The sequence below is a fragment of the Photorhabdus cinerea genome (genome assembly GCF_011189575.1).
In the GTDB taxonomy this organism is placed as follows: domain Bacteria; phylum Pseudomonadota; class Gammaproteobacteria; order Enterobacterales; family Enterobacteriaceae; genus Photorhabdus; species Photorhabdus cinerea.
In genome coordinates this window covers 25,523-43,183 of record NZ_PUJW01000018.1, presented here as the reverse complement: position 1 = coordinate 43,183, position 17,661 = coordinate 25,523, and the positions used below count along the sequence as shown (strand labels likewise).

The 17,661-nt window shown below is 45.9% G+C and carries 19 protein-coding genes; 8 read left to right on the top strand and 11 right to left on the bottom strand.

Translation table 11 applies throughout. From position 1 onward, the window contains the following. Nucleotides 1–695: 695 nt before the first annotated feature. From C5469_RS16590 to spoT, 8 genes are all read left to right on the top strand, one after another. Nucleotides 696–1,181, top strand: coding sequence for an SH2 domain-containing protein (locus tag C5469_RS16590; protein ID WP_166309002.1), 486 nt, complete (start codon nucleotides 696–698; stop codon nucleotides 1,179–1,181). A gap of 651 nt (nucleotides 1,182–1,832) precedes the next feature. Beyond that, the gene (locus C5469_RS24095) at nucleotides 1,833–1,964 is read left to right on the top strand and encodes a hypothetical protein (RefSeq protein ID WP_278249771.1); all 132 of its coding nucleotides are present in this window, start codon (nucleotides 1,833–1,835) and stop codon (nucleotides 1,962–1,964) included. Nucleotides 1,965–2,218: 254 nt separating this feature from the next. After that, nucleotides 2,219–2,347, top strand: coding sequence for a hypothetical protein (locus C5469_RS24090; protein ID WP_278249770.1), 129 nt, complete (start codon nucleotides 2,219–2,221; stop codon nucleotides 2,345–2,347). A gap of 38 nt (nucleotides 2,348–2,385) precedes the next feature. Beyond that, nucleotides 2,386–2,514 carry a hypothetical protein gene (locus C5469_RS24085; RefSeq protein ID WP_278249770.1) on the top strand — a complete coding sequence of 43 codons (129 nt, stop codon included), beginning with the start codon at nucleotides 2,386–2,388 and terminating at the stop codon, nucleotides 2,512–2,514. Between the two features lie 117 nt (nucleotides 2,515–2,631). After that, nucleotides 2,632–3,477 carry a hypothetical protein gene (locus tag C5469_RS16585; protein ID WP_166308999.1) on the top strand — a complete coding sequence of 282 codons (846 nt, stop codon included), beginning with the start codon at nucleotides 2,632–2,634 and terminating at the stop codon, nucleotides 3,475–3,477. A gap of 362 nt (nucleotides 3,478–3,839) precedes the next feature. Next, nucleotides 3,840–4,463 carry a guanylate kinase gene (gene gmk / locus C5469_RS16580; protein WP_021326362.1) on the top strand — a complete coding sequence of 208 codons (624 nt, stop codon included), beginning with the start codon at nucleotides 3,840–3,842 and terminating at the stop codon, nucleotides 4,461–4,463. A gap of 54 nt (nucleotides 4,464–4,517) precedes the next feature. Then, the gene (gene rpoZ / locus C5469_RS16575; RefSeq protein ID WP_011144672.1) at nucleotides 4,518–4,793 is read left to right on the top strand and encodes a DNA-directed RNA polymerase subunit omega; all 276 of its coding nucleotides are present in this window, start codon (nucleotides 4,518–4,520) and stop codon (nucleotides 4,791–4,793) included. 17 nt (nucleotides 4,794–4,810) lie between these two features. Next, nucleotides 4,811–6,928 (top strand): bifunctional GTP diphosphokinase/guanosine-3',5'-bis pyrophosphate 3'-pyrophosphohydrolase, encoded by a 2,118-nt coding sequence (spoT, locus tag C5469_RS16570; RefSeq protein WP_166308996.1) that lies wholly within the window; start codon nucleotides 4,811–4,813, stop codon nucleotides 6,926–6,928. Here the strand turns inward: spoT and C5469_RS16565 are convergent. The 11 genes from C5469_RS16565 to C5469_RS16515 all read right to left on the bottom strand — a co-directional run bounded on the left by C5469_RS16565 (nucleotide 6,925) and on the right by C5469_RS16515 (nucleotide 17,545). After that, entirely contained in the window at nucleotides 6,925–7,317 is a 393-nt protein-coding gene (locus tag C5469_RS16565; RefSeq protein ID WP_207629110.1) for a hypothetical protein, read from the bottom strand. The two genes, spoT and C5469_RS16565, sit on opposite strands and share 4 nt — an antisense overlap. 35 nt (nucleotides 7,318–7,352) lie before the next feature. Then, nucleotides 7,353–7,844, bottom strand: coding sequence for a CaiF/GrlA family transcriptional regulator (locus C5469_RS16560; protein WP_166308990.1), 492 nt, complete (start codon nucleotides 7,842–7,844; stop codon nucleotides 7,353–7,355). Between the two features lie 143 nt (nucleotides 7,845–7,987). Beyond that, complete coding sequence (locus tag C5469_RS16555) at nucleotides 7,988–9,409, bottom strand: hypothetical protein (protein WP_166308987.1); 1,422 nt, start codon at nucleotides 9,407–9,409, stop codon at nucleotides 7,988–7,990. Nucleotides 9,410–9,573: 164 nt separating this feature from the next. Continuing rightward, nucleotides 9,574–12,306 carry a fimbria/pilus outer membrane usher protein gene (locus tag C5469_RS16550; protein ID WP_081704201.1) on the bottom strand — a complete coding sequence of 911 codons (2,733 nt, stop codon included), beginning with the start codon at nucleotides 12,304–12,306 and terminating at the stop codon, nucleotides 9,574–9,576. Between the two features lie 84 nt (nucleotides 12,307–12,390). Continuing rightward, nucleotides 12,391–13,152: a fimbrial biogenesis chaperone gene (locus C5469_RS16545; protein WP_023044534.1), complete on the bottom strand. Its 762-nt coding sequence runs from the start codon at nucleotides 13,150–13,152 to the stop codon at nucleotides 12,391–12,393. Between the two features lie 68 nt (nucleotides 13,153–13,220). Further along, a complete protein-coding gene (locus C5469_RS16540; RefSeq protein ID WP_235184673.1) occupies nucleotides 13,221–13,970 on the bottom strand; it encodes a fimbrial biogenesis chaperone in 750 nt (249 codons plus the stop codon). Between the two features lie 52 nt (nucleotides 13,971–14,022). Continuing rightward, entirely contained in the window at nucleotides 14,023–14,694 is a 672-nt protein-coding gene (locus tag C5469_RS16535; RefSeq protein ID WP_023044536.1) for a hypothetical protein, read from the bottom strand. 54 nt (nucleotides 14,695–14,748) lie between these two features. Beyond that, nucleotides 14,749–15,426: a fimbrial protein gene (locus C5469_RS16530; protein WP_166308984.1), complete on the bottom strand. Its 678-nt coding sequence runs from the start codon at nucleotides 15,424–15,426 to the stop codon at nucleotides 14,749–14,751. Between the two features lie 67 nt (nucleotides 15,427–15,493). Then, nucleotides 15,494–16,108, bottom strand: a complete 615-nt coding sequence (locus tag C5469_RS16525; protein WP_242689502.1) for a fimbrial protein — start codon at nucleotides 16,106–16,108, stop codon at nucleotides 15,494–15,496. Continuing rightward, a complete protein-coding gene (locus tag C5469_RS16520) occupies nucleotides 16,092–16,832 on the bottom strand; it encodes a fimbrial biogenesis chaperone (protein WP_166308981.1) in 741 nt (246 codons plus the stop codon). Before C5469_RS16520 ends, C5469_RS16525 begins: the two co-directional genes overlap by 17 nt. 125 nt (nucleotides 16,833–16,957) lie before the next feature. Next, nucleotides 16,958–17,545: a fimbrial protein gene (locus C5469_RS16515; protein WP_166308978.1), complete on the bottom strand. Its 588-nt coding sequence runs from the start codon at nucleotides 17,543–17,545 to the stop codon at nucleotides 16,958–16,960. Between the last annotated feature and the right edge of the window lie 116 nt (nucleotides 17,546–17,661).

The following is a 17,661-nucleotide window of genomic DNA, read 5'->3' as shown; positions in this document are numbered from 1 at the left end:
CGCAAGGGATAGGTTTTATGACATAGACTACCTGTGGGTAAAAGGTAAATTCGATACACCCTTCATTAGGAGAGTAATATGAATCAAAACGACGGTTTTACCCCTGGCTACGATTCATTGGTCTATTACGTATTTCTTCGTATGAACCCTTAAAAATAGACTGAAAGACTGACATAACCGTAGATAACGGAAGATAGCAGGCAAATATACCTTAAGCAATATGCCATCATCCTGGAGCTTGCAAGTGACGTGAGGCAATTGAACGAAACCTGCCGTTAAGGCAGGTAAGTGTAATGACGGCCTGCACGGGTGATCCGATGCAGAAAATAATCATCTGAAAAAGGAGGACCCTTAAAAGGCCAATGCAATCTGGCCGGGACAGGGTTATCACAGAGAATGAAAACTTTTAACATAACAACCGGGGAACACTCCCCTCAGAGTCTCCGATGAATACTGAAAAAAAGTTCAGCAGCAGAGCGAATCAGGATGTTGCCTCGATTACAATGCAAGACCCATCGATCCCGGCTGCCCCCCTGGAACCCAGAGTACGCCGTTAAAGCTCTCGGGCGTCCGATGATAGATAGGAAAGACAACGGCGTAAACCCATTCGTTACCCGCCAGTGGGTACCCGTAACTTAGTGAGAGTCTTTCCGGCAGTCATAGACCATAGTTTTCCGATACCGGTAGGAAAAAAGATGATGCTAAAAGAGGGCAAGTTCTGGGTCAGAGCACAAAACCGAATCTTCAAGGTTCCACATGTGGTCACAGGTAAATATACCTGTAGGATGATTGCCAAACGTCAAGATGGAACGCCAGGGCAAGCCATAGCAACCCTTTATACAGATGCTGTCGTTGAGAATCATACCATCTACTGGTTCAAGGGGGACAAAAACGTTATGGAATCTAACGTGAACGACCTGATGTTCACAGTAATCTGCCAGGGAACCGGATTTTCATGGGAACGTAAACCCGAAGAAAAATTTGAATTGGAAAGCAAGTGGGAAAACGGGGTGCCGTCAATTAAAATGCAAGACACTTGCAATTGGATTCATGATGTTGTGTTCTGGGTACCACCATACGACGACAACCCGAATGATACGTTTAAAGACCCAGCCATCATGAAGCCGGGTACGGAGAGTGCTAACCCGGAGCAATCGGGTCCCAGTGATGAAACCAGGTAATCTATCCAGGATAATTAAGAAGGACGGATACAATAAATAAACATCGTTAATAGAACAGCCGGAGATCCTCACAGATTTCCGGCATCATCCTCCCCGGCTTAGCCTGTCGTTTATTCCATTTGAAATATCGGCTCCCCCTCCCGCTGTTATTACTAAAATAACCCTCCAAATAAAGATGAAAAGGCAATAACTCCACGAAACAGTTTGGAAAATAAATATTAAAATCCTCAAAATAACTGACTTTTTATAAACCACACAGCACAAGAATTACGACAAAACCCTAACAACACCTTATTTCCTACTTTGCAATTAATTATTAGTAAATTAAGTTACTCATTCACGTAATAATAGTCATAAAGATGTATATCTCTTCTAAATTCTTCTGCCTAAACCTCATTACGCTCACGCTTTTAATCTATCTGTAGAAAATAACCTTAAAACCACGACCAACAAGCAGATTTAGTGTTAACCTAAAGTTATCGGCTGATAACTATTTTCTATTACCCTTTTTTAAAAAGAGCTGCTAATATTATCTATGTCTTATTAGTCTCAGTAAAAAAACAGCTTAACTCGCAAGAGATAATTTTTATGGTATAGGCTCCCCTGTAGGTAAAAGGTAAATCCGATATAACCTTAATTTAGGCGAGTAATATGAATCAAAATGACATTTTCTCCCTTGGCATGGATATTAGCGATAACCTTATAAAGGCAATACCGAGATCCTATTCTGGAAAAGGTAATGGCTCTCGTAGCAATACCCGTATTCTATACGCAACCCCCTAAGTTTTTGGGATAAGACTAATTATCCGGGATAGTCTTCCCTCCGGCCTCAAACGCAATGGGCAATAGTCATGTTGGATTATCCATGTGTACGGCCAGTAATTGCTGATAAATCTGGCAGCAATAACGGAAGATGGCAGGCAAATATACCTTAAGCAATATGCCATCATCCTGGATCTTGAAAGTGATGTGAGGCAATTGAACGAAACCTGCCGTTAAGGCAGGTAAGTGTAATAACGGCCTGCACGGGTGATCCGATGCAGAAAAAATTGCTGATAAATCTGGCAGCAATAACGGAAGATGGCAGGCAAATATACCTTAAGCAATATGCCATCATCCTGGATCTTGAAAGTGATGTGAGGCAATTGAACGAAACCTGCCGTTAAGGCAGGTAAGTGTAATAACGGCCTGCACGGGTGATCCGATGCAGAAAAAATTGCTGATAAATCTGGCAGCAATAACGGAAGATGGCAGGCAAATATACCTTAAGCAATATGCCATCATCCTGGATCTTGAAAGTGATGTGAGGCAATTGAACGAAACCTGCCGTTAAGGCAGGTAAGTGTAATAACGGCCTGCACGGGTGATCCGATGCAGAAAATAATCATCTGAAAAAGGAGAACCCTTAAAAGGCCAATACAATCTGGCCGGGACAGGGTTATCACAGAGAATGAAAATTTTTAACCTAACAATCGGGGAATCATCCCCATCTGAATATTTAATGAATGCTGGCAACACATCCATCAGCGGAGTGAAACAGGATATTGGCCGGATAACGGCGCATTGTCGCCGGTGGCCGATATGGGTGGTGGGAGTGAGCTTATCTGTAAGTGCGCTTTTCTCTACCCCGGTTCTTGCATATAAAGCTGAAATCATAGACTGGGTTCCCCAGCTAGCCATTGTTGCCCTCGGGCAGCCGGTATTGGATGGGGAAAACAATAACGGTAAGCCAGTTCGTTATCCGCCAAAAGGGACAAAAAACTTAATAGGTGTTTTTCCATCAAGGTTCAATGTTGAGTTTCCAGAAACAGAGTATCCCACCGTGTTAAAAGATCTCATGCTTTGGGTTAGAGCGCAAAACCGTCTCTTCGTTGTTCCACACGTCGTTACAGGAAAGTACACCTGTGAGATGACGGCCTACCGCAAAGACAAGGCAGCAGGAAAGGCCAAGTCAACACTTTTTACAGATGCAGTCGTTGTAAATAAGGATATCCACTGGTTTAAAGGGGATAGTAACGTGATGGAGTCCAAACTAGTAGATCTGAATTACACTGTATCCTGTAAGGGAACGGGTTTTTCATGGCAGCGGAAACCTGAAGAGAAAGTCAAATTCGAAAGTGACTGGAAGAATGGGGTGCCATCAATTGAAATGCAAGACAGCAAAGATCCCAACTATTATATCTATAACGTTGCTTTCTGGAGTCCACCAGGTGGTTTAAATCCCAATTTTAAAGATCCAGCCATAGTACAACCTCACGCAGAAAACAATGATAACCAGCAGAAAGTGACCCCCTAAGAGTAAAGGTAATTTACCCGGGAGGGGGTGATGGCAACAAATGGTCATCTTTAACAAGGCAGCCGGGGAACAATCCCCGGTTGAATAGGGCGAGTTAGACATTCAGCCTATAAATTCCGACGGGTAAAACCAAACAAGCGGCGATACAAAATATCCACTAGCCATCTTTCCCCAAGAAAATTTCTGTGGAAATGCATCGGTAACGCGACACGTATGAGCAGGTACGTGTATACTGTTACAAGAATTTTATTCTGCTTTTATTTATACCCAATAGATTTCAAGTTGCAACGCAGCAGTAAGTGAAAGCAGCAACCTGAAAGATAAAGGGTATACATTGTTATCCAATCAACCAAGATATCATCATGATCCAAGGCACATTATATATTGTCTCTGCGCCAAGCGGGGCGGGTAAATCAAGTCTAATTCAGGCTTTATTAAAAACACAACCTTTGTACGATACTCAGGTTTCTGTTTCCCATACCACGCGCGCAATGCGTCCCGGTGAAAATCATGGTGAACACTATTTCTTTATCACTGAAGAAGCCTTTTGCCAAATGATCGATAATCATGAATTTCTGGAACACGCCCGTGTTTTCGGTAATTATTACGGTACATCCCAGAAAGTGATTGAAGAAACCCTTACCAGTGGCGTTGATGTCTTTCTTGATATCGATTGGCAAGGCGCGCAGCAGATCCGCAAACAAATGCCCTCTGCCCGCAGTATTTTTATCCTGCCACCATCAAAAGAAGAGCTTTGCCGCCGTCTGCGCGGTCGGGGTCAGGACAGTGAAGACATTATTGAAAAACGCATGGAGCAGGCTGTTGCAGAAATGGTTCACTATAACGAGTATGATTATTTAATCGTTAATGACGATTTCAATACTGCATTGGCCGATCTGCACACCATTATCCGTTCAGAACGCCTGCATCGGGAGCGCCAGGCACAACGGCATGATGCTTTAATCAGCAAATTATTGGCAGACTGAACCCAATTTCAGTATTATGCCCAGTCATTTCTTTACCTGTGGAGTCGCACACATATGGCACGCGTAACTGTTCAAGACGCTGTAGAAAAAATTGGTAACCGTTTTGACCTGGTGTTGGTCGCTGCTCGTCGAGCACGTCAACTGCAAACAGGCGGTAAAGACCCGCTGGTTGCTGAAGAGAACGATAAAGTGACCGTTATCGCTCTGCGTGAAGTGGAAGAGGGTCTGATTAACGGTAAAATCCTGGATGTCCGTGAACGCCAGGAACAACAAGAGCAGGAAGCAGCAGAAATGCAAGCGGTTTCCGCTATCGCGGAAAGTCGTCGTTAATCTACGGTAGGTCTGCCTTGTATCTGTTTGAAAGCCTGAATCAGCTTATCCAAAAATACCTGCCTGGGAGTCAAATTGAACTCCTCAAGCAGGCTTATTCTGTTGCACGGGATGCCCATGAAGGGCAAACCCGTACCAGTGGTGAACCCTACATTACGCATCCTGTCGCGGTTGCCTGTATTCTGGCCGAGATGCGTCTCGACCATGAGACACTGATGGCCGCTTTGTTGCATGATGTTATTGAAGACACACCCGCCACCTTTCAGGATATCGCACAACCTTTTGGCCCTGTGGTCGCTGGGTTAGTTGAGGGGGTTTCCAAGCTTGATAAGCTGAATTTCCGCGATAAAAAAGAGGCACAAGCAGAAAACTTCCGCAAAATGATCATGGCGATGGTGCAAGATATCCGCGTCATTTTGATCAAACTGGCAGACCGTACCCATAATATGCGTACTCTCGGGGCGTTACGTCCAGATAAACGCCGTCGTATCGCCCGGGAAACGTTAGAGATCTACAGCCCTTTAGCTCATCGTTTGGGTATTCATCATCTGAAAACGGAGTTAGAGGAACTCGGGTTTGAAGCCCTCCACCCCAACCGCTACCGGGTTATCAAAGAGGTGGTAAAAGCTGCCCGTGGTAACCGTAAAGAGATGATCCAGAAAATTCTGTCTGAAATTGCAGGCAGGCTGGCCGAAGCCAGTATTGAATGCAAAGTCAGCGGCAGGGAAAAACATCTCTATTCTATCTACCGGAAAATGCACCTCAAAGAACAACGTTTCCATTCTATTATGGATATCTATGCGTTTCGGGTCATTGTTAATAATGTTGATATCTGCTATCGGGTTTTGGGGCAGATGCATAGCCTGTATAAACCCCGCCCGGGCAGAGTCAAAGATTACATTGCCATCCCTAAGGCTAACGGCTATCAATCCCTGCACACCTCCCTGATTGGCCCTCATGGCGTGCCCGTTGAAGTTCAAATTCGCACCGAAGATATGGATCAAATGGCTGAAATGGGCGTTGCTGCACATTGGGCTTACAAAGCACAAGGTGAATCCGGTACAGCCGCGCAAGTTCGTGCTCAACGCTGGATGCAAAGTTTGCTGGAACTACAACAAAGTGCCGGCAGCTCTTTTGAATTTATCGAAAGCGTTAAATCTGATCTGTTTCCTGATGAGATTTACGTTTTTACCCCGAAGGGACGTATTGTGGAATTACCCGCAGGTGCCACCCCAGTTGATTTTGCCTATGCCGTACACACCGATATTGGTCACGCCTGTGTTGGTTCACGAGTTGATCGCCAGCCATACCCATTATCTCAATCGCTTACCAGTGGTCAAACCGTTGAGATTATAACCGCACCGGGCGCTCGCCCAAATGCCGCCTGGCTGAACTTTGTCGTCAGTTCAAAAGCACGCGCTAAGATCCGTCAATTGCTAAAAAACCTTAAACGGGAAGACTCCATTGGGCTAGGTCGCCGCCTGTTGAATCACGCGTTGGGTAACGGGAAAAAGCTGGTTGATATTCCGCAGGAAAATATCAGTAAAGAGTTGAAGAGAATGAAACTCGCGACCATAGATGATCTACTGGCTGAAATCGGGCTTGGCAATACCATGAGTATCGTCGTCGCCCGCAACCTGTTAGGCGCACAGGAAAATACCACAAGCACCGGTAGCCATAACAACAGAGCACGTAAATTGCCCATCAAAGGCGCTGACGGTGTGCTGATTACTTTTGCCAAATGCTGCCGCCCCATCCCCGGAGACCCGATTATCGCCCATATCAGCCCCGGAAAAGGGTTGGTTATCCACCATGAATCCTGCCGTAATATTCGTGGTTATCAGAAAGAACCCGAAAAATTTATGGCGGTTGAATGGGATAAAGAGATCAATAACGATTTCACTGCCGAAATAAAAGTGGATATGTTTAACCACCAAGGGGCGCTGGCAAATTTGACTGCCGCCATTAACGCAGCCAATTCCAGTATTCAAGGTATGAATACAGAAGAGAAAGATGGTCGTGTTTACTGCGCTTTTATCCGGCTGACCACCAAAGACCGTATTCAGTTAGCGAATATTATGCGCAAAATCCGAATTATGCCGGATGTGATGCGAGTCAGCCGTAACAGAAACTAAACCGGATAGCCCGTGCAAATCAGCAGGTGAACAGCCAACAGCGCTATCCACAGCCGACCCGGCAATGACGGCACCAGCCGCACGTCATCCCGGTTATCAAAGGACAGACCAATCAATACTGAATCAACTTCATCCAGTATGCGGTCTAACCAACCCTCCCCACCCACACCAAACATCAATACCAGCCCGATAGTGATAAACAACAGTGGCAAGATCCATGTTCGGCACCAATACGCTAACAGCATACGGGGATACCGCGAATGGCGAATTGTGTTGCCTAACAAAAACCCACAGCCAGCCAGCAATACGATACCGATAACCAGTACCACCCGGCTTATCAGCATCCCATAAGGCATCACACACACAATCGATAAAAACTCGCCTTCCATCATGTCCCGCCAGATAGCCACATGTGTGATACGACTCAGGAGATAAACGGACCGCAAGCGCGTTGTAAAAACCAAGTGCGCATGTGATTAGCTTGTAGTGACGTCCGGGAGCGCGTCGACTTCACCGTTTTCGTTACCGGCGCCTGGCCCTTCTGGGGCATTGGTTCAACGACTGCCGTAACAATCAGCATCAGCCGACGACTTCCCTGCTTCTCACGAAAGAAGACTTTTTCACAGGCAATCACATCACGTCGCTCATTGTAGATATAATTCATCACATCTGTTGCCCGGCGTTCTGTCACCCGGAACACCTGGCTGATTTCACGTTTAGTAAATCCGCGTCCCTTCAATAATCCCCAATACGCGACCGCCATGTACAACGGTGTATCATTCAAATGAGACAAGCAGGCAGGCAGACGAAAATCCCCATGATTACTTTGTTTACCCGTAATAGTCTGACTTCCAAGCAAATCGGTCTGACTGCCGCTTATCTGAAGCAGCATTGAATCATTAACATTGATTGTCATTTTACTCTCCCCCGGTGACTAACTGGTTTACCTGTTACCACATGAGAAATGAAATACTGTGATTTATCTGAAATGAAATACCTATAGGCTAATCCGCCCACCATATTTAATGATTTGTGTAAAAATAACGCTCTCCGCAGGCGCTATGGCCTTACCAACGTCATGTCCAAATTCGTCTGGAAATAACCATAATCCGAAAGCTTCAATCTCTGGAGTTGCCAGAGGCTTCCAGTGACATTGAAGTTAAACTTCGTAGTCTGTTGTGTAGGTGGTGTAGATGGTGTAGGGCTCTCTACTTGAAGGCACACAAAACCACCAGTTCCTGCATCTGTACTATTACTACCGTCGGCAAATGTTATTTGCTTATTCATTGACTGAGTTGTATTACCTTTACCCACAACAACATTCCCCATACAACTAAATTTAGGATCAGGATCAGCACTGAAACTAACCGGACCACTCTTAGAAGGTCCTTGGACTTCTACGCTAGACAGCTCAAGCTTTACCCCCAACGCTTCATTATCAATCTCTTTACTATCAGCCTCTGCATTATGCATCACCCGCAACATTTGATTCTGAGTACCTGGCATTATATGATTAGAAGATGCCACCACAATTACAGTGCCACCTGTATTTTCTCCTTCGGTGACAATGCAGGAAACTCGCATAATAAAGTTCATGTCCTTGAGTTTGACGGGGTTGAACTGACCGCTTCCCGGGGGTTCGTCTATTGGCTGAACCTCACCAAAGCTAAATCTCCTGCCAGTAAAAACCGGAATAAAACACTCTGGGGGCTGCAATATTACTGTAGGGTCTTTGATCTCAGGGAGACTACCTAGTGGTCGTTGCCAAACCACAAAATCGTTCTCACTTGAGGTCTTAACCTGAAATCCTACAAGATCACCATTAGGACTCGTGTCGAATTTGATCTTCTGATCGGGATGTCGCTGCCATGAAAAGTTGTCCCCACTACAAGAAACATCGAATTTGAAATCTTGCAATGCCGCATTTTTTACATCTTCATCAACCTTGGTATCGCCATTGTTTACTTCAAGAGATTCGTATTCAGTTTGATTAAGACCTGAATTATTCATCATATCCAGCGAAAAACGCTTTTCCGCTGTTCCCGGACGATTATCCTTAAAGCTAGCTTTAATTTTACAGTTGTATGTACCCGAGCTAACTTGCAAAGCGTCAAAGATTTTCCCCTTAGATACGAGCCGAAACTTAGCGTTCTCCATCGTTATTTTGGGGTCATCTCCTTGCCACAACATTGATGACACATTGGGAAACACAATATTTGCGCCTAAGTTTGCTTTCCCCGATGCTGGATAGGTGATGACAGAGCGATTCCACGGCACTGCTTGCCTAGGCCCAAGCGCATCACTGACTGCCGCCGCATTCCAGTATTCTACTTGTGTAGCAAGTACCGAGGAGGAAGAAAAGATACCCACAGATAGGCATATCACGCCTGCCCATGTCGGCCACTGCCACTGGCAACGATAAGCTACCATCCGACCAACAGCCTGCATTATCCTGTTAATAAACATTTTATTCATATTCATGCGATACCCAACCAAGGATTACTCCCCAATTGTCCTGTTAGAACTTCTCATTCGTTGCCATCACCCCGTCTCAGCCGAAATACATCCACCTCTCAGGGATTCCTCTTCTTTTGGTTTTCTGCATTGGATTGCCCGTGCAGATTGTCACCATACAGCATCCCTTTTTAACGGCAGGTTTCGTTCAGTTGCCTCATTGGACTCCAACTCTTATCGCCTTTCTTCTTTACCGGAGGTGCTCCCAGGTCAAATGCCACCTCGCACTGGCTATCCGGTGTATTACTCCACTTCACTTTCAGTACCCCCTTAGACGGCATACCACTCAGGTACACTTGCCCACCATCTCCCACTATCGCCGCCAGATTTGTATCTGCCTCCCCTTTCAGCCCCGCCATTGCCCCAAACGGTACAGGTTTACCGTGATAGGTGAGATTCATCAGCAATTGCTGCCCAATACGTACGGGGTAATCCACTATCACAACAGCCCCTTTCGTCGGGAATACGTTCTTGCTGCCTTGCTCCATATTCGCCCCTTCAGGCAGCGATGACGGGTCTAAGCTGATACTGTTACGGCTGTACGTCCTAGCATATGGCATAACCGCATACCCCCAGCGATCAGTAGTAACCGAGCTGGAGTTCATCACACGCACACCTTCAACCCCCGCTGTTCGCACTAACACAGCAGCATCGCCAATACGCGATGCCAAGGTGACACCATGCTGATGAGCAATCAATCCTCCGTTAAACCCATAGTTCACACTACGCCCCCCCTGTGAATCGTAGTTGTATCCCAAGTTCGCCTGCCCGAAAGCGCCATTGTATCCCATCGACACGGAACCACTGTTTCCTTGCCCTTGATTAGCTTGGCTTTGTGATACGCTCCAGGACAGACTATTGTCATCCAATACGGAGCCACCTAACCCTAGCTGGCTATTGCTACGCCCGGAACTATCACGGAAAAAATTATAATTAGCATACGCATTATTCAGGGCCGCATAGGAGCCAAATAAGCTCAGAGGAACATTCACGTTCAACGAAATTTGCCGGTTCTCAGGCCAATCACCATTACCTCGCATGCGATCAATGCTGTAATTAAGCCCCCAACCCACACGGTAGAAAGAACCATTCAACCCCATCGACAGAGTGGTATTGGTTTTAGAGCTGCCCCAGTAGTTATCCCGCCGACCACTGAGCCACAAGGAATAATTACCGGGCAATGACTGGCTTAGTCTCGTTTGCCAACTACTACGCCGCCGTTCAGACATCCAATAGGGAAGTTCTCCCCAAACACTGTAGCCTTGGATATTCGCATCCGAGAAACTCAGATAATTACGGGTGGAATAGCGGTACGCGGTTAAATCCACTGTCGTGCCAGTGGTCAGCATACTTTTCGAATATTTAGCACGGTAAGACTCCCCGCGCAGGAAGTTAGTCGCATTTTGCAACCGAGTTCGAGCCGTCGTGACATCCGCAGATAACGCCCCCATCATACCAAGGGAAAACCCAGCCCCCAGCGCCGCAGACTGGTACGATTGCGCCACCAAACCCCCACCGTATAATGTGACGTTGCCAGGCAAACCGTAAATCATCGAGGCCATGCCAAACACCGGCTTACGATTGTTGTATCCCCCCGCACGATAGCGTCCGGCTGCCACTTCGTACTTAAATTGCCCCTGCCGCAGCATCATGGGCAAACTAGAATAGGCTTGACTGAACCCATGGTGGGTACCATCCGCCTCGGTTATCGTTACCTGTAAGTCGCCCGCAGTACTGCTACTGACCAGATCTGTGATACGAAATGGGCCTGGCGCGACGTTGGTTTGGTAAATCACGCTTCCATTCTGCGTCACCGTAATCTGCGCATTGGATTTAGCTATCCCGCTGATAATCGGTGCAAAACCACTCTGCCTGCCAGGCATCATTGAGTCACTGGTAGCAAGCCCAATACCCCGATAAGGAAAACCATCAAATACCTGACCCGCCACGTTGCCAGTCGAGGTATCCCCTATCGTCAGATCACTGCGTAACATCACTACATCACGCTGCAAATAGGTTTGTAAGAAATTCCAACTTTGCTGGGATTGAGTCGTTTTCTTCACTGGACCATTAAATGAGTCATACCAATTATAAGTCTGAGCACTATAAGAATAGGTGGCAGTATTACGAAGACGCCAGGCCCCCAAATTCAACCCAGAATTAAAGCTACCGAACAGACTCTGACTCGTCTGTTTATTGCCAGATTGTGAGCGTCGGTTCCGATTGCCATTAATATTGTAATTCAATAAAAAAGCCGGAATCCCCTCTTGCCACAACTTTGGATCAACCAGACCATTCTCCAAAGGTTTCATCGCTATCTGGGGAACACTCAAGCCCAACTTCATCTGAGAAAAATCCAGATGAGCCGTGGCCTGAGGAATGAATTTGCTTAATGGACTACCCATTGGCTTATCCGCCGGTAATGCTTTTAATGCCGGTATACTACTCACATTGACACCCGCAGCCTCCAATAAATCTGGGGTAAGTACGGGAACCAGCTCGTTACTACCAGCACCATTATGCTGGAACGTAACATCACGTGAATCAAAGAAAGTACCATTAATGTAGATGTCAACTCGGTAAGTTCCCGGTGCCTGACCACCAGCAGTTTCAAACTGTGATAAATCCACCGTTTGCCCTGAACTTTGGCCAAACTCCAATAAAGAAGGATCAAAATAGTCACGCGCTGTTACCTGAGTATGCCAACCCGCCAGTAATACCAGCATCATCCGGCAAAAAACCGGAGAAAGGCACAATCCTATTCCGCATTTTGACAAGGATATAGCGGTGGAAATGCCCGGATTTATACGACAAATAGACGGACGTTCTGAACGACAGCTTATTGCCGGAATTAATACTTTCATTCTTAATTGCCATCTCTATTATTTAATGATAGGTCCATTGCTCACATATCTTCTGTTGATATCTGCAACGCCACTCACTATTAGCTAGTGGCTGCCAGAGACAACAACGGACCGGCTCTCTTCATCGGTATTTAAACCAAATTCATCGATAGCTCGCCACAATACTGTGACATGACTGCCCGGTAGTGTTTTACCCGATGGCAGTGACCAGCTCTGCTGACTCAATGGCGGCACCATACTGAACAAACTCCCAACAGGCACAGCAAACGAATTCACCTTCAAAGTCTGCAACGTTACCCAGAACGGCGACGGATTCGTTAGAGTCACAGTATCTTCCTTGACCGATACCTGTAACTGCTTCACTGCTCCAGCAACCCCCTCTTTTGGTAATCCTTTCGGGCGATAGAACAACTTCACTGCCAGAGTCATGACCACTTTCATCTGGACAAGGTTATTTGGCACAGAATTTTCCTTCTCGGAAGGCAACAGGCGCACATTTAGAAAGAACACCGACTCACGATCTTTTGGAAAGTCCCCACCAGTGCGAAGGATTTTCAGTACTTGACTACTGTGCGCATTCACCTTGCCCAGAGGAGGAATCACGATAAACGGCGCATTAACCGCTGTCGGTAAACCGCTCTTTGGGTCCATTTCCCGTACCATTGACTGAATAAGGTAGTTGTCGTCACTGTTATTACTGAAAGTCGACATAGCACCGTTGCTGGATGACCCAAGGTAGATCACACGCGGCTCATCGATAAACATCCCCTGCGGCTCTGCTTTCAGTCGCGATACAGGCAAGATCATTAACAAAGTACACAACACAGCTGTATATATCTGTTTCATTGAAGTATCCCATTAATGCCATGCAGTATTTCTTCATCCCAAAAATATTACTCAGTCCAAAACATTGCTTAGTGGCTCTGCAATACACCGTTCTGCGGCTTACTTTCTCCCCCGAAATCGGTCATCATCGCCCACGTCACCTTATCAGCCGCTTTACCTGCCAAGCCGGTCAGGGAATAAGTCACCTGACCAAAAGGCGCTAACATGGATGGCGCTTTATTCAGGTTTATGCTTTCACCAGCCAAGTTCAGCCAAGAAAACGTTTGGTAATACGGCGTCGGATTAACCACCACGACGGCATTGCTGGTTCGCGTAAACGTCAGCCGGGAATACGCCTGTTTCGGTGTCATCGGTAGATTATCTGGCCGGTAAATAAATTTAATGTTCATACCTAGCGAGATAGACAAGGATGCATCAACCTTATCCTGTTGCCCATCAGACTCACGGGGAACTACCCCCGCAGGAATCGCATTGATGCGAAGACGAAACAGTGACTCACGATCAGCCGGGAAATCACCACCGGTACGGATAACGCGCATCACATTCGCACTGTTACCTTCTATACGAAATAAGGGGGGCAGCACAGTAAACGCCGATGACCGAGTCTTGGTATCATCCCATGAGGTCACTGCCGCTTGTATCAGATACGCGCCATCACCCGAATTCTGCAACGAGATACTTTGTACTTTGTCACTTTGATGATAAACCAGCCGTGTCTGTCCTAGCATCAGACCGGCATGAGCCGGTAACGCCATCATTGCCCATAGCCCCAATAATCCCATTATCCACGCTTTTATATTCACCGTTTTTATATTCATACCTTCCACTTCACTTCTGGCAACATTTATCAGGCGTACCTGAACTTAGTTATCACGAATACTCAAACTCAAAATGTATAGAGACAAGGAGTTCTCCTCCGATCACTCTATGTTCTTTATCACCGGCCATAACCACCGAAAATGTCATGGATTGACCATCGTCCTTATCAAGGTTAGGTTCAAAATCGAAGCGTACCGGGTCCTCGACAGACTTCACCTTGACTGGTCCCTGGTTAACTCCCCCCTCTTTGCTCAGCAAAATTCCCACCCACTTAGCGGTAGAACCTGGCATCCAGAAAAGGTAAAGATTGTTACTATCAGTGTCCTTATTACCCCATACGAACAGAGTCGGTTGCTTTCTAATTTGAGTGCCGTCCCCTTTGAGAGGTGCCTGATTACAACCCGACAGAGTGAATTTTAACGTTTTTCTCGTTTCTTCCAGAGATACACCATCCTTGAACTGACTGGCCCTGTAAGGTTTTTCGTAGTTTATAGAATATTTGCCACCGGACATGCCATTCACTGACAGCACACAAGTCGGGGGCAACAGAAAACCGTCCAATGAAAAATGAGCAGTTGTGTCGTGAGGTTGAGTTTGAGCTTGCACCGGCAAAACCAGATTGACACTCAACCCGACCATTATCATGACGAGTAACAAATACTTTGTCCGATTGCGATAGCCTATTAAACAACTGTTCATAAGTTTTTTATTATTCATTTTCATCCAACTCCCCTTATCACTCGTTTCCCACTTTGTATCCTCCGTGATAAACCGCCCTCACCGATAGGTAAATGTAAAAGTGACACTCGCATGTAATTGACCAGGTCGAATAACACCATCACCCTGCCGCTCCCTAGCGATCGCTACCACTATAGGAACTTCCGCCTGCTGGTCTTCAATTTCAATACCAAGATCGTCTAGCGATGTACCCCTTCCAGTGGATATTAAGTCACCCCAATCAATCTCGTCGCCTCCATCATCCGACACTGAATACATGAGAACAAATCCAAATCCCTCAGAACTATCAGGGCCATCAGAATCACGGAACATGATGCGTCCGTTGTTGATAGTAGTACCTTCCACAGATATCTCGGGACTACTGAGAGTATTGGCATTCGGATAGCCACAATTAGTCAACTTCAATTGAAGCTTATGAGGGCTTAATATATCCCCTGGCTTTGCAAAGCTCGCTGCCGACAACGAACCGAAATCCAGCGTACCTCCGCTGCTTATCTCCATATCACAAGGTTCTGGAATAATCCCAGCATAAAACTCCACATCCACTCCACTCGTGCTTCTGGGGTAATGCCCCTCAGCCGCCCCACTGCCCGCCAGAAACAATAGAACCAATATAGAACAGCAAAAGCAGCGCATTACCGCATATCTGCCCTTGGTCAGACAGGCCAACGGGTCATTCAGCCTATTTTTTTCTTGTCCTGTCACTGTCCCAAACATCGTACTTGCCTCAAATTAATTCTATGACTCTTCTGTTAACGGATATCGCACTGCAATGCCGATAACATCAGCGATAATCAAACGTGAATGTCATCGTTGCGCTGATTTTGCCTGTCTTTTTGCAATCAGCTGCCGATTCACCGACGACTGGAGCACACATCAGTGAAAACTTGACCGGCACAGAAACAGAAGGGGCGTGGTCATTTATGATTGTGCCTTTATTAGCCAAGTGAAATGGGACTCCGTTCTTCAAATCCGAGGACCACTCCCCGCCATTGAGTGTCTTCAATTGCACAGTAACGCCCATTGCCGGGCTTTGTTTATCACGATTACGAAACAGCGTTTCATCCGTATCAACGTGATCGCCGGTAACGGTGATTGTGGGAGTAATACTGTCTTTATTGACCACAGCAGTGCAATTTTTCAGCGTCAGATAGGCTTCCTTGTTGATTTTGCCTGATACTACGTCTTTAAATTGCACAGTACCGAGTTCGATATTGCTGTCGCTCACAGAGATATCACAGGTCCCTTGGGTAATTGTGGCCTTAAACTTGGCACTGACAGAATTCTCCGCCCACAAAGGAGCAGAAAAAAGCCACAAAACCCCCGCCATGCCGATGTAACTCAGGTACCTGCGTACATACAGAACCATTGAGATACCGGTTTTATTGGATTGTGCCATCGAAGTTATCTCCTCCACCGAGATCGTCGATCACCGCCCATTCCACTTTCTTTTTATTCTGATTATTCTGAGCGGGATAAACATGGGTACTGAAAGGCGCCAGCATTTGCGGATGACTATCAGAAAACTTCACTGGCACCCCATCAACTTTGATCTGCGTAAAGCTGATGTGATAAGGCGAATTATTACTGACTTGAATGCCCCCGGCAGCATGGGTAAAGCGCAGCGCTTTGTATGCCTGCTCTGGCGTACCCACTAACCCCGTTGGCCGATAAAATAGTTTGATGGTATTGCCGATGGCATAGACCAGCCCACCCGAAATCTTAGCGCTTTCAGAGCGCTGGCCCAGAGGATTACTACTGGGAATAGCGGAAGCATTAAAATAAAAGACACTCTCCCGGTCGGTTGGCAATTTGCTGGTATCACCTAAGATGCGCAGGGCATTAGTCCCTTTAGGATCGAGACGAAATAAAGGCGGTGAGACGAAAAACGGTGTTTTACCCTTGCCATCAACAGTGCGAGTGATTTTAGTTGTCACCAGATAAGGGATATTGGTTGTTGTATTGCGCACCGATACCGTTGCTCCAGCTTTATCCTGTGGAAAAATAATACGTGTAGCATTGATGCCAAATCCGCCTTCAGCCTGACTCTGTGACGCGAACAAAAACGCGGCAAATACAAGACTTTTTACTATGATGTTAGGAAGTCGGTGTTTACTGATCATCTTTTGTTTCTCATATCTTGGCTCAACCAACCAGTAGTTGCCTAATAAAAGGCACCATCAATCATCTAAGATTCTTCATCGAAGGAGCCTGAGGAAGCATCCCTCAGGCTGAAACAACATAAGCATTAGTTATACGCATAGGAGAAGGTGATAGGAGCGTTAATACTCTGGTTTTCAGGGGAATCGTCATATGATGCTATATATACAGTAAAATCCTTATAGCTATTCTTGATATCAGCTACATTAGATTTATCAGTAGAAACATTCATAGGAATTAGGGTGCCATTTTTAACAAACTCTGATTTATTATCTTGTAGATAACTTAATGCTATACCTGACTTTTTCTCTTTAACTGCATTAAAGAGATAATCTGCTTTTTCCAACGTATTACCCGTCACATACAACTTAACTTTACTTGCATCTGTATTATTTGCATCACAGTTAGCAAGACGGATAGTGAAATGCCTTTCACTTTTTGGTATATATTTCGCAATTGCTATGCTTGGAAATTTATCATCACCCGGCTTTGCAAACTCGTCTATTCTATGGTTTCCCGTATCCACCGACCCATTTGAACCAGGGTTAGTAACATCACATGTTGCAGCCAAAATCATGCCAGTAACTGTAACAACTGCGTTATCCGCCGCATTGGCAGCCGAAACTACCCCCAAAACCAACGCCGCCACGACGCTTATCTTTAATATCTTTTTCATTTCATTAATCTCGCTTAACTATAGAACAAAAATCAGACTTAACTTTACATACCATTTGCTGATTATCAGTAACACTTAGCTGTACATAAAATTGTCAATTAGGACCATTTTGACAA

Excerpts from the sequence above, each read along its gene's own strand:
- C5469_RS16590 (WP_166309002.1), top strand. The coding sequence starts at position 696 with ATGATGCTAAAAGAGGGCAAGTTCTGGGTCAGAGCACAAAACCGAATC.
- C5469_RS24095 (WP_278249771.1), top strand. The coding sequence starts at position 1,833 with ATGAATCAAAATGACATTTTCTCCCTTGGCATGGATATTAGCGATAAC.
- C5469_RS24090 (WP_278249770.1), top strand. The coding sequence starts at position 2,219 with ATGCAGAAAAAATTGCTGATAAATCTGGCAGCAATAACGGAAGATGGC.
- C5469_RS24085 (WP_278249770.1), top strand. The coding sequence starts at position 2,386 with ATGCAGAAAAAATTGCTGATAAATCTGGCAGCAATAACGGAAGATGGC.
- C5469_RS16585 (WP_166308999.1), top strand. The coding sequence starts at position 2,632 with ATGAAAATTTTTAACCTAACAATCGGGGAATCATCCCCATCTGAATAT.
- gmk (WP_021326362.1), top strand. The coding sequence starts at position 3,840 with ATGATCCAAGGCACATTATATATTGTCTCTGCGCCAAGCGGGGCGGGT.
- rpoZ (WP_011144672.1), top strand. The coding sequence starts at position 4,518 with ATGGCACGCGTAACTGTTCAAGACGCTGTAGAAAAAATTGGTAACCGT.
- C5469_RS16565 (WP_207629110.1), bottom strand. The coding sequence starts at position 7,317 with ATGGAAGGCGAGTTTTTATCGATTGTGTGTGTGATGCCTTATGGGATG.
- C5469_RS16560 (WP_166308990.1), bottom strand. The coding sequence starts at position 7,844 with ATGACAATCAATGTTAATGATTCAATGCTGCTTCAGATAAGCGGCAGT.
- C5469_RS16555 (WP_166308987.1), bottom strand. The coding sequence starts at position 9,409 with ATGAATATGAATAAAATGTTTATTAACAGGATAATGCAGGCTGTTGGT.
- C5469_RS16550 (WP_081704201.1), bottom strand. The coding sequence starts at position 12,306 with ATGAAAGTATTAATTCCGGCAATAAGCTGTCGTTCAGAACGTCCGTCT.
- C5469_RS16545 (WP_023044534.1), bottom strand. The coding sequence starts at position 13,152 with ATGAAACAGATATATACAGCTGTGTTGTGTACTTTGTTAATGATCTTG.
- C5469_RS16540 (WP_235184673.1), bottom strand. The coding sequence starts at position 13,970 with ATGAATATAAAAACGGTGAATATAAAAGCGTGGATAATGGGATTATTG.
- C5469_RS16535 (WP_023044536.1), bottom strand. The coding sequence starts at position 14,694 with ATGAAAATGAATAATAAAAAACTTATGAACAGTTGTTTAATAGGCTAT.
- C5469_RS16530 (WP_166308984.1), bottom strand. The coding sequence starts at position 15,426 with ATGTTTGGGACAGTGACAGGACAAGAAAAAAATAGGCTGAATGACCCG.
- C5469_RS16525 (WP_242689502.1), bottom strand. The coding sequence starts at position 16,108 with ATGGCACAATCCAATAAAACCGGTATCTCAATGGTTCTGTATGTACGC.
- C5469_RS16520 (WP_166308981.1), bottom strand. The coding sequence starts at position 16,832 with ATGATCAGTAAACACCGACTTCCTAACATCATAGTAAAAAGTCTTGTA.
- C5469_RS16515 (WP_166308978.1), bottom strand. The coding sequence starts at position 17,545 with ATGAAAAAGATATTAAAGATAAGCGTCGTGGCGGCGTTGGTTTTGGGG.